General features: G+C 77.3%; 12 protein-coding genes. 8 read left to right on the forward strand and 4 right to left on the reverse strand.

The genetic code is table 11. The annotated features are described in order from the left end of the window. The coding region (locus tag ABEB16_RS05570; protein ID WP_345711274.1) for a sugar phosphate isomerase/epimerase family protein at positions 1–911 on the reverse strand (911 nt) is incomplete at its 3' end. Positions 912–1116: 205 nt separating this feature from the next. Next, a complete protein-coding gene (locus tag ABEB16_RS05575; protein WP_345711275.1) occupies positions 1117–2709 on the reverse strand; it encodes a methyl-accepting chemotaxis protein in 1593 nt (530 codons plus the stop codon). Between the two features lie 216 nt (positions 2710–2925). Here ABEB16_RS05575 and ABEB16_RS05580 point away from each other — a divergent pair, with 216 nt between their 5' ends. Together ABEB16_RS05580 and ABEB16_RS05585 are read left to right on the forward strand one after the other, a co-directional pair. After that, a complete protein-coding gene (locus ABEB16_RS05580; RefSeq protein ID WP_345711276.1) occupies positions 2926–3321 on the forward strand; it encodes a DUF6221 family protein in 396 nt (131 codons plus the stop codon). 120 nt (positions 3322–3441) lie between these two features. Continuing rightward, positions 3442–3951, forward strand: a complete 510-nt coding sequence (locus tag ABEB16_RS05585) for a SixA phosphatase family protein (protein ID WP_345711277.1) — start codon at positions 3442–3444, stop codon at positions 3949–3951. A gap of 31 nt (positions 3952–3982) precedes the next feature. Here the strand turns inward: ABEB16_RS05585 and ABEB16_RS05590 are convergent, their stop codons facing one another. After that, entirely contained in the window at positions 3983–4228 is a 246-nt protein-coding gene (locus tag ABEB16_RS05590) for a hypothetical protein (protein ID WP_345711278.1), read from the reverse strand. A 157-nt stretch (positions 4229–4385) separates the two neighbouring features. On the opposite strand from ABEB16_RS05590, the gene ABEB16_RS05595 reads away from it, so the two are divergent. The 3 genes from ABEB16_RS05595 to ABEB16_RS05605 are packed head-to-tail and all read left to right on the forward strand — an operon-like array spanning position 4386 to position 7715. Further along, positions 4386–5993 (forward strand): CYTH and CHAD domain-containing protein, encoded by a 1608-nt coding sequence (locus ABEB16_RS05595; protein WP_345711279.1) that lies wholly within the window; start codon positions 4386–4388, stop codon positions 5991–5993. A gap of 58 nt (positions 5994–6051) precedes the next feature. Further along, positions 6052–7041: an AAA family ATPase gene (locus tag ABEB16_RS05600; RefSeq protein ID WP_345711280.1), complete on the forward strand. Its 990-nt coding sequence runs from the start codon at positions 6052–6054 to the stop codon at positions 7039–7041. Then, positions 7038–7715: an arsenate reductase/protein-tyrosine-phosphatase family protein gene (locus ABEB16_RS05605; RefSeq protein WP_345711281.1), complete on the forward strand. Its 678-nt coding sequence runs from the start codon at positions 7038–7040 to the stop codon at positions 7713–7715. The genes ABEB16_RS05600 and ABEB16_RS05605 overlap by 4 nt, the downstream gene beginning before the upstream one ends. Here the strand turns inward: ABEB16_RS05605 and ABEB16_RS05610 are convergent. Then, the gene (locus ABEB16_RS05610; RefSeq protein ID WP_345711282.1) at positions 7664–9055 is read right to left on the reverse strand and encodes a tyrosine-protein kinase domain-containing protein; all 1392 of its coding nucleotides are present in this window, start codon (positions 9053–9055) and stop codon (positions 7664–7666) included. The genes ABEB16_RS05605 and ABEB16_RS05610 overlap by 52 nt on opposite strands. A 251-nt stretch (positions 9056–9306) precedes the next feature. On the opposite strand from ABEB16_RS05610, the gene ABEB16_RS05615 reads away from it, so the two are divergent. The 3 genes from ABEB16_RS05615 to ABEB16_RS05625 form a co-directional block, all read left to right on the forward strand. Continuing rightward, on the forward strand, positions 9307–10680 hold the full coding sequence (locus ABEB16_RS05615; RefSeq protein WP_345711283.1) for a sugar transferase: 1374 nt from the start codon (positions 9307–9309) through the stop codon (positions 10678–10680). Then, entirely contained in the window at positions 10677–12761 is a 2085-nt protein-coding gene (locus ABEB16_RS05620; RefSeq protein WP_345711284.1) for an acyltransferase family protein, read from the forward strand. The genes ABEB16_RS05615 and ABEB16_RS05620 overlap by 4 nt, the downstream gene beginning before the upstream one ends. 11 nt (positions 12762–12772) lie before the next feature. Then, the coding region (locus ABEB16_RS05625; RefSeq protein ID WP_345711285.1) for a glycosyltransferase at positions 12773–13930 on the forward strand (1158 nt) is incomplete at its 3' end.

Consider the following 13930-nt stretch of genomic DNA (forward strand, 5'->3'; position numbering starts at 1 on the left):
CCCGTGGGCCCCGCGCCGGTGGGCGCCGCACCGGTGGGCCCCGCACCGGCCGGCGCCGCGCCGGTCGGCGCGCGGGCGGCCAGCGCCTCCTCCAGCCACAGCAGCGAGCGCATCGCGTCCACCGCCGTGCGCCGCGGGTCGGACTGGCGGAAGACGTCGTTGAACACCTCCAGCGACAGCGGCCCGCCGTAGCCGGTGGCGAGCACCGCGGCGAGGAACCCCGGCAGGTCGAACGCCCCCTGGCCGGGGAAGAGCCGGTGGTGGCGGCTCCACTGCAGGACGTCCATCCGCAGCCGGGGGGCGTCGGCCAGCTGCAGGAAGAACACCGCCTCCCCCGGCACCGCCGCGAACCCGGCCGGGTCCCCGCCGCGGGACAGCACGTGGAAGCTGTCCAGGCACAGCCCCAGGGACGGGACGCCGGCGCGCCGGACGGCGTCCCAGGCCTGTTCCCACGTCGACACGTGCGTCCCCCAGGCCAGGGCCTCGTAGGCGATCCGCACGCCCCGCTCGGCGGCGCGCGCCGCGGCGGCCGCCAGCTGCCCCGCGAGGCGGTCGGGGTCCCGGACGGCGTCGGGCCCGGCGGAGGAGCAGACGAGCACGGTGCCGACGCCGAGCCCGGCCATGACGTCGAACTTGCGCTCCGCGCGGCGCAGGTTGCGGGCGAAGCGGGCCTCGTCGGTGGAGTCGAGGTCGCGGAACGGCTGGTAGAGGTCGGGGGAGAGCCCGAGGTCGGCGCAGCGGGCGGCCAGCTCGGCCGGCGCCCACGGCGAGGCGACGAGGTCGGGCTCGAAGACCTCGATGCCGCCGAACCCGGCGGCGGCGGCCGCGGTGAGCTTGTCCTCCAGGGTGCCCGACAGGCAGACGGTGGCGATGGATCGGTGCGTCACCGGGACGGTCGGGCTGGGGGTCACGTGCGGGCCTCCGCGGGTGCACCTGCTGGTGGGTCGCGACGAGGGGACCACACGCGGCGTCCCGTCGCCACCCCCTGCGCGGGCGGGACCCGGCCGGAACCCCGGCGGGACCCGGCCGGGACGACGCCCGCCCCGCCCCCGGGGTGCGGGAGCGGGGCGGGCGGGACCGGCGGGCGGGGCCGGCGGGCGGGACCCGCGGGCGGGATCAGTAGCGGAAGCGGGCGACCAGCGTGCGCAGCTCCGAGGCCACCGCGTCCAGCTCGCCGACGGCGCGCTCGGACTCCGCGACGGACTCCTGGGTGGTGCGGGCCACCGCCGCGACCGCGTCGATGTTGGCGGCGATCTGCTCCGAACCCCCGGCGGCGTCGGCGATGCCGCGGCTCATCTCCGCGGTGGTCGCGGTCTGCTCCTCCACCGCCGCGGCGATGGTGGTCTGGTACTGGTCGATCTGCCCGATGACGCCCGTCACCGCGGTGATGGCCTCCGCGGCGCCCTGCGTGTCGGCCTGGATGGCGTGCACCCGCGAGGAGATGCTCTCGGTCGCGCGCGCCGTCTCCTGGGCGAGGTCCTTGACCTCGCTGGCGACCACGGCGAAGCCCTTGCCGGCGTCACCGGCGCGGGCGGCCTCGATGGTGGCGTTCAGCGCCAGCAGGTTCGTCTGCTCGGCGATCGCGGTGATGACCTTGACGACCTCGCCGATCTCCTTGCTGGACTCCGCCAGCCGCTGCACGGTGTCGGTGGTGGCGCCCATGGCCTGCACGGCCTCCCCGGCGACGGCCGCGGCCTCGCTGGTGTTGCGGGCGATCTCCTGGATGGCCACGCCCATCTCGGCCGAACCGGCCGCGACGCCCTGCACGTTGTGGGAGACCTCGGCCGCGGCGCTGGAGACGATGTCGGCCTGCGCGGCGGACTCGACGGCACCGGTGGAGATGCGCTGCGAGAGCGCGCCGATGCGGTGGCTGGTGCCGGTCAGCTCGCCGGCGCTGCGCTCCATGGCGCCCATGACCTGCCCGAGGGAGTCCAGCGCGCTGTTGAGGGAGCTGCCCATGCGGCCCACCTCGTCGTCGGGGGTGGTGGCCATCCGGCGGGTGAGGTCACCGCCCTCGACGGCGGCGAGCACGTCGGCGGCCTCGCCGATGCGGCGGGAGAGGTTGCTGGCGGTGCGCCAGGCGACGAACAGGGCGACGGCGACGGAGAGGGCGCAGACGATGAGCATGATGCGCAGGAAGCCGGCGCTGATCGAGCGGGCCTCGGCGCTCTCGGCCGTGTTCTTCGCCTCCTCCATGTCGATGAACACGTTGATGGCGGCGAGCCAGTCGATGAACTTCGGCTTGGCCTGCGTGACGACCAGCTCGTGCGCACCGGCCTGGTCGCCGGCCCGCTTGAGGGCCACGACCTGCTCGATGAGCGGGAGGGTGTCGGCCTGGATGCTCTCGATCTCGGCGAGGGCGGCGGTCTCGGCGTCGTCCAGCTTGCCGGGGTCCACGAAGGTCTCGTCCATCTTCGCGGCGGACTCGTCGTACTTGGCGGTCAGCTCCGCGATGGTGGCGACCTCGGCGTCCACCTCCGCGGAGGTCTCGGCGAGCACGACGTCGCGCACGGCGATGGCGCGGTCGTGGACGCTGCCGCGGAAGTTGATGGCGTAGCGGGACTTGACGCTGTTCTCGTCGTTGATGGTGGTGAGCCGGGCGTCGATCTCCCCCACCTGGGTGACGCCGACGGCCGTCAGCCCGACCATGAGGAACACGACAGCGGCGAAGCCGGCGCCGATGCGGCGGCCGATGGTCAGACGGGGCACGGTGCGCTCCAGGTGAGTCAGGGGGTCTCCTGATCCATCGGCAGGCGGTGTGCCCGGCTGTAGCGACGGCGTGCGGGTGGTGTCCGGCGGGCCGCGCGACACCTGCGGTACGCGCCGCGTTGGCGCACGCGTCACAGCCGTGCCACGTTGTGGCGGCAGGTGACCGACGGGCGCCCCGGCTGCGGGTCGGGTGCCCTCGACCGATGGGAGCCGCCGGTGGGACGTGCGACCGCAGAACTCGCCCGCACCGGGTCCGGTGAGCGCTCGGCGGGATCCGGGCGCGACGGCCGGGTGCGGACCGCCGAGCAGATCGCCGGATTCCTCCAGGCGCGTCTCGCCGAGCGCCGCGGCTCGGTCGACCGGCGGGAGCGAGCGGAGTTCGACGCCCAGCTCGGTTTCCTCGCGGAGTACCGCCGGGCGGTCGCCCGCGGGCGCTGGTTGACCGCCCTCAACCTCGCCGAGGTGCTCGCCGTGCTGGCAGCCGCCTACGCCGACCACCCCGACCACCGCTCCGCGTGGTCGGCGGGCGACCCTCCCCCGCAGGGACGCGCCCTCGGCGGCCGACGACCTGATGGTGGGCTCGCCGGTGACGCCAAACCCCCCGGGAGGTGAACATCGCGGTTCCAGCGGGCGCCCGGGCGGTGCAGCGGGCACGGTGTCCGGGAGGGCGCGGTCCGCTCCCTGCCACGACCGGCGCGCGGCCGCGCAGGAGCGCTTCGGAGAGGAGGCGGCGTGTTCGTCCTGGTCCGCCACGCCCACGCCGGTGACCGGCGGAACTGGCCGTACTCCGACCGCGACCGGCCGCTGTCCCGGCGCGGCTGGCGGCAGTCGTTCACGCTCTCGGCCCGGCTGGGCGACGTGCCGGTGCACCGGCTGGTGAGCAGCCCGTACCGCCGCTGCCTGCAGACCCTGGAGCCGCTCGGCGAGCGGGTCGAGCTGCCCGTGCTGCGCAACCCGCTGCTGGCCCCCGACGGGGACCCGGCCGCGCTGGAGGACCTGCTGCGGCAGCCCGCCGCGGAGGGCGCCGTGCTGTGCACCCACGGGGAGCTGCTGCTGGGGCTGCTGCAGCGCTGGGACCGCGACGGCGCGGTGCGGCTGCCGGAGGAGCGGCTGGCGCTGCTGCGGGCGGGTGACCGCGGCGCCACGGAGAAGGGCGCGGCGTGGCTCGTCGACGAGCGCGACGGCCTCCGCAGCGCCACCTACCTGCCCGCTGCGGAGGGCGAGCTCGTCACCGCGCGGTGAGGAACCCGCCCCCGCTCGGGCGTCGCGCCGCTCAGGCGTCGTGCGGCGGGGCGCCGGGGTCGCGCAGGTCGCCGAGCAGCCCCGGCTCCCGCCCGGCGAGGGGTCCCTCGGCGGGGTCGACCTCCTCGGGGTAGCCGGGTGGCTGCTGCGGGAACTCGCCCGCGTCCTCGGCGGGGCCGCCGACCCCGGCGTCGGCCGCCGTGGTGTCCTCCCCCGCCGTGGTGCCCGCCGCGGGCACGCGGGCGCCCGGGCGGTGCTCGAACGGTGCGGTGGTCATGCCTCTCCCTCCGTCGTGGTTCCACCCCCATCCTTCGGGGCGGGGCCCGTGGTCGCACGTCCGGGCGATCGGGGACGGACGGTCGCCCTCCCTCCACGCGGCGTCATGGGTGGATCTTCCGGGCGACAGCGCCCGTCATCGCAGGTACAACATCTGCATGCCTTCCGTTCACCGTGAAGTCGAGGTCAAGCTCGCGGCCGACGACACCTTCGAGATCCCCGCGCTGACCGAGCTCGTCGCCGGCGCGGACCCCGGGGGGCTGGACGCGGCCGCCGCCGTCACCGACGGCGAGGTGGTGCACCAGACGCTGGCCGCCACCTACTTCGACACCGCCGACCTGCGGCTGGCCGCCGCCGGGCTGACCCTGCGCCGGCGCACCGGCGGCGACGACGCCGGCTGGCACCTGAAGGTCCCCGCCGGCAAGGGCGCCCGCTCCGAGGTCCGGCTGCCGCTGGGCCGCGCCACCCGCACCGTGCCGCAGCAGCTGCAGGACATGGTGCGCGCCCGCAGCGGCGGCGCCGAGCTCGTGCCCGTCGCGCGCATCGAGACCGACCGCGCCGTGCGGCGGCTGGTGGACGCCACGGGCCGGGTGCTCGTGGAGCTGGCCGACGACCGCGTCAGCGCGCAGCGGCTGCTGCGGGGCGAGGGCGACGCCGCGGGCACCGCCGTGCCCGGCACGACCTGGCGGGAGATCGAGGTCGAGCTCGTCGACGGGCCGGAGGAGGTCCTCGCCGCGCTGGCCGCCGAGCTGCGCCAGCGCGGGCTGCGCCGCGCGAAAGGCCCCAGCAAGCTCGCGCAGGTCCTCGCCCTCGACGGCGCCGCCGGTGGCGCGGCGCAGGACGGCACCGGGGTGCGGCTGACGCGCCGCTCCCCCGCCGGCGACGTCGTGCTCGCCCACCTGCGCGAGCAGGTGGAGCAGATCCGCGCCCAGGACCTGCCCGTCCGCCTCGACGCCCCCGACGCCGTGCACAAGATGCGGGTGGCGACCCGCCGGCTGCGCAGCGCCCTGCGCACCTTCAAGCCCCTGCTCGACCCCGCGGTGGCGCGCCCGCTGCGCGACGAGCTGAAGTGGCTGGCCGCCGAGCTGGGCGCCGCCCGCGACGCGGAGGTCATGCGCGACCGCGTGCGGGGTGCGGTCAGCGCCCAGGCCGGGGAGCTCGGCCAGCCGGCGGGCACCACGGGCGAGGAGGCCGCCGCGGAGCTGGAGGCCGCCTACCGCCGCGCCCACGACGCGGTGCTGGCCGAGCTCGACGGGGAGCGCTACCGGGCGCTGCTGGCGTCGCTGGAGGCGCTGGTGACGTCCCCGCCGCTGACCGGGCGCGCCGCGAAGCCGGCCGGGAAGGTGCTGCCGCGGCAGGTGGCCCGCAGCTACGAGGAGGTCCGCCGGTACGTGGCCGAGGCCGACGCCCTGGCGGGTGACCACGAGCGGGAGGCGGAGCGCGAGGAGCTGCTGCACGACGCCCGCAAGGCCGCCAAGGCCGCCCGCTACGCCGGGGAGTCGGTGGCCGTGGTGTTCGGCACCGACGCCACCGACTTCGCCGCGGCGATGGAGGCGGTGCAGGAGGCCCTCGGGGAGCACCAGGACTCCGTGGTGACCCGCGCCCGGCTGCTCGAGCTCGCCGCGCACGCCCCGAGCAACGAGCTGGCGTTCACGTACGGGCGGCTGCACGCCCTGGAGGAGGTCGGCGCCCGGGAGGCCGAGCAGCACTTCGCCGCCGCCTGGCGGGCCGCCGGCCGCAAGGGGCTGCACCGCTGGCTGCGCTGAGCACACACGCTCCGGCGTCGTCCGGCAACTCGCTGTAGGCTCCCCGGCGGGAGGGTCGATGGCGACGGCTGCGCAGGTCAAGGCGCTGGTGGAGAGCCACGGCACCGGCGACGGTGCCCGGTTCAACGCCGTCGCGCTGGAGGTCGCCGACAGCGCCGCCCGCAGCGGCCGCACCCGGTACGCCGACGAGCTGCGCGACCTCGTCGAGAACGCCGGGACCGGGGCACGGCCCCCGTCCACCCCCGCGGGCGCGGCGGCCGTGCTCCAACCGCGCGGGGAGCTGGCACGGGTCCTCACCGTGGAGCAGCCCACCGCCCGGCTGACCGACATGGCGCTCAGCGCCGAGGTCCTGCGCCGCGTGCAGCGCGTCCTCGCCGAGCAGCGCCGCCAGGAGACCCTGCGCGCCCACGGCTTCCGGCCCCTGCGCAAGCTGATCCTCGCCGGGCCCGCCGGCACCGGGAAGACCATGACCGCCGCCGTCCTCGCCGGCGAGCTCCAGCTCCCGCTGCTGTCCGTGCGGCTCGACGCGCTGGCCGACGCCCCCGCGGAGGAGGCGGCGGACCGGCTGCGCCTCGTCTTCGACCTCATGGGCCAGGCGCGCGGGGTCTACCTGTTCGACGACGTCGACGTCCTCGTCCAGACCACCGCCGAGGGCGCCGCCGGCGGACGGCCCACCGGGCTGCTGTGCACCTTCCTCACCTTCGTGGACGAGGACGCCTCCCCCAGCCCCCTCGTCGTCACCACGAACCGCCAGCAACTGCTCGACCGGAACGTGCTGCGGCGCTTCGACGCCCTCGTCCAGTACCTCCTGCCCAGCACCGGCGTCGTGCACGAGATCGTCCAGGGCCGGCTGCGGACCTTCGACCTGACCGCCGTGGAGTGGCCCCGCATCGCCTCCACCGCCAGCGGGCTCAGCCACGAGGAGATCACCGCCGCGGCGGACCTGGCCGCCAAGCAGTCCCTCCTGGAGGGGCGCGAGCACGTGGAGACGGCCGCCCTGCTGGCCGCCCTGCGGGAGCGGCGCGAGCTGCTGAAGCTGGCGCCGTGACCCCCCGCGGCGGCACCGCGGCCCCGTTCCGCGTCCTCGTCGTCTGCACCGCCAACGTCTCCCGCTCACCGCTGGCGGCGGGCCTGCTGCGCCACCGGCTGCGGGAACGCTTCGGCCCGCTCGCGGACCGGGTGGAGGTCACCAGCGCCGGCACGCGCGCGCTGCCCGGCCTGCCCGTGGACCCCGTCGCCGCGGAGCTGCTGGAGGAGGCCACCGGCCGGCCCCCCGGGCCGTCCACCGCGCGCCTGCTCGACGCCCGGCTCGTCGAGGACGCCGACCTCGTCGTCGGCATGACGCGCGAGCACCGGCGCGCCGTCCTGGAGCTGGTCCCCGCCGCCCAGCGGCGCACGTTCACCCTCCGCGAGCTCGCCCGCATCGCCCGCGAGCTGCACCGCACCGGCCGCGTGCGCGGCACCGCCGACCCCGCCGCCGCCCTGCGCGCCCTCCTCGCCGCGGCCCCGCCGCTGCGGGGGCCCACCGCACCGGCCGACCCCGCCGGCGACGACGAGCCCGACGTGCACGGGCTGCCGGCGCAGGAGCAGCGCAGGACCGGCCGGCGGCTGGGCACCGCCCTCGACGAGGTGCTCGCGGCGCTGGCCCCCGACCCCGCCCGGGCGGTGCCTCAGGCCCTCACCAGGGGCGGGTCCGGCTCCGCCGACGCCTCCGGCTGGTAGTCGTAGCCGTACCCGTAGCCGTAGGAGTACTCCGAGCCGCGCGCCGGCACCATCGACAGGATCCCGCCCAGCACCCGCGCGTCCACCGCCCGCAACCGGTCCAGGGCCCTGCGGATGTGGTCGCGGGTGGTGCGCCCGTGCCGGGCGACGAGGATCACCCCGTCCACCTGGCGGGCGATCACCGCGGCGTCGGTGACCGGCAGCAGCGGCGGGCTGTCGAGGATCACCAGGTCCGCCCGCTCCCCCAGCGCGGCCAGCAGGTCGGCCATGTGCCGCGACCCGAGCAGCGCGGCGGGGTTCATCGGGATCGGGCCGCTGGCCAGCACCGACAGGCCGGTGTCGCCGTAGGGCTGCAGCAGGTCGTCGACGTCGGCGCGGCCGGCGAGCACCGTGGTCAGGCCCGCGCTGCGGTCGATGCCCAGGTAGTCCGCCACCTTCGGCATCCGCAGGTCGGCCTCGACCAGGATCGTGCGCACGCCGGCGTGGGCCATGGTCAGCGCCAGGTTCACCGCGATGGTGCTCTTGCTCTCCTCCGGCAGCGCGGAGGTGATGACGAGGGAGCGCGGCGGGTGGTCCACGTCCGCGAACTGCAGGTTCGTGCGGATCTGGCGCATCGCCTCCGCCTGCGGGCTGCGCGGGTGCTCGGTGACGAGCTCGGGCCGCTCGCGCTGCTCGCCGAGGAGCGTGGTGCCCAGCGCGGGCGCCCCCAGCCCGTTCAGCGCCTCCGGCGTGCGGACGGTGGTGTCGAGCACCTCCCGCAGCACGGCGATGCCCGCGCCCGCGGCGAGACCGGCCAGCAGGCCGAGGCCCAGGTTGCGCGAGGACCTCGGCGAGATCGGCTCCTCCGGCTCCTCCGCCCGGCGCAGCACGTTGATCTCCACCGGGCTCGGCACCCCCGCGGCGGGGCGCTCCAGGTCCTGGACGGCGGCGTTGAAGTGCACCGCCACGGAGTTGGCGATCCGCACCGCGTCCCGCGGGGACTCGTCCTCCACGACGACGTTGATGAGGACGGTGCCCAGCGGGGCGTTGCTGCCCACCCTGGCGCCCAGCGCGCGGGCCGTGGTGTCGAGGTCCAGCTCGTCGACCACCGGCTGCAGCACCTTCGGGCTGGTGAGCACGCCGGTGTACGACTGCACCCGCTGCTGGGTGAACAGGCCGCCCTGCATGAGCATCGCCGCGTTGCCGCTGTCGTGCATGGAGACGAACAGCAGGACGTCGGCGCGGTACAGCGGGGTGCTCCACCTCGTGAACCCCACCGCCGCGGCGAGACCCAGCAGCACCGAGACGACGACCGTCACCCAGCGCTTGCGCAGCACGCGCAGGTAGTCGACGAGGTCCAACGACGCGGCTCCTCACGGGCTGGGGCGGCTGCCGGGGGCCGCGACCGCCCCCACGACCGTCCATCGGCGCTGGCGCCGCGCGCCTGAACCGCCGGCCCCGCGGACCGCCCCCGCCCCCGCCCCCGCCCCGGCCGCGCCCCCGGGCCGCGCCTCAAGGTGCGCCCCCGGGCCGCCGACGTCCACCGGGAGCTGTCGAGAGGCGGGAGCCCAGGAGGGACCGACCAGACCCACGGAGCGGACACGGAGCGGACATGGCACTGATCGACCGGCCGAGGGCGGGGACACCCGCAGCGGCCGAGCGGCCGGCGACCGGCGGCCTGCCGCCGCTCCTGCTCGCCGTCGACGTCGCCTGCGCCGCCGCGGTGCTCGCCGCCAGCGGACCCCGCGCCGCGGGGGTGGGGATCTTCACCGCCGCCCTGGTCGCGTCCTGCGCGCTGCTGGGCCTCTACCGCGCGCGCCTGGGCCTGGCCCTGCTGGACGACCTGCCGTTCCTGCTCACCGCCGCCGTGGGCTCCCTGGGCCTGAGCACCGTCCTCGACGTGCTCCTCGACGCCGTCAGCGTGGACGGCACCCTCGTGCTGGTCCTCGGCGCGCAGACGGCCCTCGTCGTCGCCGCCCGCGCGGTGGCGTACGCCGTCGTGCGCCGCGGGCGGCGCAGCGGCCGGATGGCGCAGCGCGCCCTCATCGTCGGCTGCGGCGGCCTCGGCGCCCAGCTCGCCGGGATCCTCGGCCGGCACGAGCACGGCCTGCGACCCGTCGGGTTCATCGACGACGACCCCCGCCTCGACGCCGCGCAGCGCCCGCTGCCCGTCCTGGGCCGCCTCGCCGACCTGGCGCGGGTGGCGCGGGAGCAGGGCGTCGGCGTCGTCGTCGTGGGCTGGTCCAACGCGCCGGAACCCGTCATCCTCGACGTCCTGCGCGGCTGCCACCGCCTCGACGTGGAGATCTACACGGTGCCGCGGTTCTGGCAGGTGCAGAGCACCCACCGCCTCGTGGAGGTCCTCGACGGCGTGCCCCTGGTGCGGTTGCGCCGCTCCGCCTTCCGGGCCACGACCTGGCCGCTGAAGCGCGTCGTGGACGTCACCGCCTCCGCCGCGGGCCTGCTGCTGCTCGGCCCGCTCCTGCTGTGCTGCGCCCTCGCGGTGCGCTGGGAGGGCGGGCCCGGGGTCCTCTTCCGCCAGGAGCGGATCGGGCTGGACGGGCGGCGCTTCCAGCTCCTGAAGTTCCGCAGCATGTCGCCCGGCACCGGGGAGGCCGACACCCGCTGGACCATCGCCGACGACGAGCGGGTGGGACGCGTCGGCCGGTGGATGCGCGCGCTGTCCCTCGACGAGCTGCCGCAGCTGTGGAACGTGCTGCGCGGCGACATGTCCCTCGTCGGGCCCCGCCCCGAGCGGCCCTACTTCGTGGAGCGCTTCAGCCGCGACCACGACGAGTACCTGTGGCGCCACCGCGTGCCGTGCGGCATCACCGGCTGGGCGCAGGTCCACGGCCTGCGCGGGGACACCTCCATCGGCGAGCGCGCCCGCTTCGACAACTACTACATCGAGAACTGGTCGCTCTGGCTGGACGTGAAGATCCTGCTGCGCACGGTCGTGCAGGTGCTCACCGCGGCGGGGGCGTGAGCGCGGGGCGCCCCACCGCGGCGGCCGGCGGGGCGGGCACCCGCCGCCGCCACGCCGACCTGCAGGGGCTGCGGGGGGTGGCCGTCGCCCTGGTGGTGCTCCAGCACGCGGGGCTGCCCGGGCTGCCGGGCGGTTTCGTCGGCGTGGACGTGTTCTTCGTGCTGTCCGGCTACCTCGTCACCGGCCTGCTGCTGGACGAGGTGGAGCGGACCGGCACCGTCGCCCCGGTGCGGTTCTGGGCCCGGCGGGTCCGCCGGCTGCTGCCGGCCGCGCTGCTGGTGCTGGTCGTCACGGTGGTCGCGGCGCGGGTGCTGCTGCCGCCGCTGGCGGTGGCCGGTGTCGCGCTGGACGCGGTGGCGGCGGTGCTGCAGAACGCGAACAACCGGTTCGCGCTGGCGGGGGTGGACTACCTCGCGGGCTCCGAGCCCTCCCCCCTGCAGCACTTCTGGTCGCTGGCCGTGGAGGAGCAGTACTACCTGCTGGCGCCGGTGGCGGCGCTGCTGCTGGCCCGCGCCGCCCGCCGCCGCACCACCGGTGCGCCCGCAGCGGTCCCCGTCGCCGTGCCCGTCGCCGTGCCCGTCGTGCTGCTGGCCCTCGTCGCCGCGACCTCCTTCGCGCTGTGCACCTGGCTGACCGCCACCCACCAGCCCTACGCCTTCTTCACCCTGCCGGCCCGCGCGTGGGAGCCGGCCTGCGGCGGGCTCCTCGCGCTGCTGCTGCGCCGCACCGGGGCCCCGCCGGCCCGCGCCGCGGCGCTGCTGGGCTGGGCCGGGCTGGCCGCCGTCCTCGCCGCCGCGGTGCTGGTCACCGACGCCTCCCCCTTCCCCGGCTGGCGCGCCGCCGTCCCGGTGCTGGGGGCCGCCGCCGTGATCGGCGCCGGGGCGCGCGGGGCGGGCACCGAGCAGCGGCTGCTGTCCGCGCGGCCCCTGACCGCGCTGGGCGACCTGTCCTACCCGCTGTACCTGTGGCACTGGCCCTTGCTCGTGCTGCCCTCCCTCGCCGCCCGCCCGCTGCCGGTGCCGGCAGCGGTGCTGCTCGCCGCCGCCCTGCTCCTCGCCGCCGCCACCCACCACCTCGTCGAGGAACCGGTGCGCCGCAGCCGGTGGCTGCCCCGGCGGCCGCGCACCACCTGGGCGCTGGCCGGCACGGCGTCCGCGGCGGCCCTGGCGGTCAGCGCGTGGGCGGCGGTCCCCCCCGCCCTGGACGCCGGGCGCCCCGCGCCGGCGGTCCCGGTCGCGGCGGGGCTGCCCGCCCCTGAGGCGGCCTACGTGCCCTCCGACCTGCGGCCGGGGCTGCGGGCGGCGTCCGGCGACGTCAGCCGCTCCTCCCGCGACGGCTGCCTCGTCGCCTTCCGCGTCGTCGAGCCACCGGGGTGCACCTACGGCGACCCCGCCGCAGCGCGCACCGTGGTGCTGTTCGGCGACTCCCACGCCGACACGTGGTTCCCCCCGCTGGAGCGCATCGCGCTCCGGCGGGGGCTGCGCCTCGTCGTCCTGACGAAGTCCTCCTGCCCGCCGGCGTCGGTGACCGCCCACCAGACCCGGCTGAACCGGCCGTTCACCGAGTGCACGACGTGGCGCCGCGCCGCGCTGGAGCGCATCCGGCGGCTGCGGCCCGCGGTCGTCGTCGCCACCGGCTACGGGCGGCAGCAGCTCGAGGGCGACGACTCCCCCGCGACCTGGGCGGCGGGGGTCACCGGCACGCTGCGCGCGCTGCCCGGCACGACGGCGGTGGTGTGGCTGGCCGACAACCCGGAGTTCCCCCGCTCGGTGCCCGTGTGCCTGAGCGCCGCCCTGCACCAGCCCTCGCGCTGCGGCGGGGAGCGCGCCGACGTGCTCGACGAGGAGCGCACCGCGGCCGAGCGCCGGGCGGTGCGGGCGGCCGGCGGCACCCACGTGGACACCTCGGCGTGGCTGTGCACCGACCGGCGCTGCCCCGCCGTGCAGGGCGGTGTCCTGCTGTACCGCGACGCGCACCACCTGACGGCGACCCGCACCGCGGGCCTGGCGGGGCGGCTCGACGCCGCGCTCGCCCCCGCCCTCGACGCCGCCGGGCAGGACCGGGGGCCCGCCGGGGGCTAGCGTGGACCCCGGTGGAACGGCGCGCGGGGCCCGACGACGACGCGACCCGGCGGGACGAGCCGCCCGGCGCCGGCCGCGGCGCGCCCCTCGTCCTGGTGCTGGGCACCGCCGACTGGGACGCCGTCATCGCCACCAACCAGCACCACGTCGCGCGCGCCCTGGCCGAGGGGTTCGGCGTGGTGTTCGCCGAGGGCACCGGCACCCGGCGGCTGCGACCGGGCGACGCGCGCCGCGTCCTGCGCCGGCTGCACCCCGCACCGCCCACGGGCGTCCACCGGGCCGTCCCCGCCGGGGTGCGGGTGGTGACGCCCCGCATCGTGCCCTCCCACGGGCCGCTGACCCGGCTGCCCAACGCGCACCTGCTGCACCGGCAGGTGGGGCGGTGGGCCCGGCACCCCGGCCCGCGGGTGCTGTGGACCTACACGCCCCACGTGTACGACCTGCCCGACGACGCGGACGTGGTGGTCTACCACCTCGTCGACCTGCTGCACCGCAACCCCGGCGTGGACCCCGCTCGCCTGCTCGCCGCCGAGCGCCGCCTCGCCGGCCGGGCCGCGCTCGCGATCGCCACCAGCCCGGCCGTGGCCGAGCACCTGCACCGGCAGGGTTTCGGCCGGGTGCTGCTGCTGCCCAACGTCGCCGACGTGGCCCTGTTCGCGGGGGCCGCCGGGCGGCGCCGGGGCCCGCGCGAGGCGGTCGTGGCCTTCGCGGGCAACCTCGTCGCGCACAAGCTCGACCTGCCGCTGCTCGCCGCGCTGGCCCGGGCCCTGCGCGGCACCGCCCGCCTGCGCCTGCTGGGGCCGCTGGGCGAGGGCACCACCGCGCACCCCGCCTGGCGGGAGCTGCTGGAGGCGGGCGCGGAGGTCGTCGGCCCGCTGCCGGAGGAGGCCCTGGCCGAGGAGCTGGCCGCGGCGGCGGTGGGGGTCGTGCCCTACCTGGTCACCGACCTCACCCGCGGCATCAGCCCGCTGAAGGCGTTCGAGTACCTGGCCGCCGGGCTGCCCGTCGTGAGCACGCCGCTGCCCGCCGTGCAGCCGGTGCCCGGTGCCGTGTGGGTGGAGGCCGGTGCGGCCGCGTTCGCGGATCGGGTGCTGGCGCTGCTCGACGACCCCGACCCGGACCGCGCGCGGCGCTGCCAGCAGGTCGCGGCCGGGCACGACTGGGGGGCG

Source organism: Kineococcus glutinatus, from assembly GCF_039542765.1.
Lineage (GTDB): Bacteria > Actinomycetota > Actinomycetes > Actinomycetales > Kineococcaceae > Kineococcus_A > Kineococcus_A glutinatus.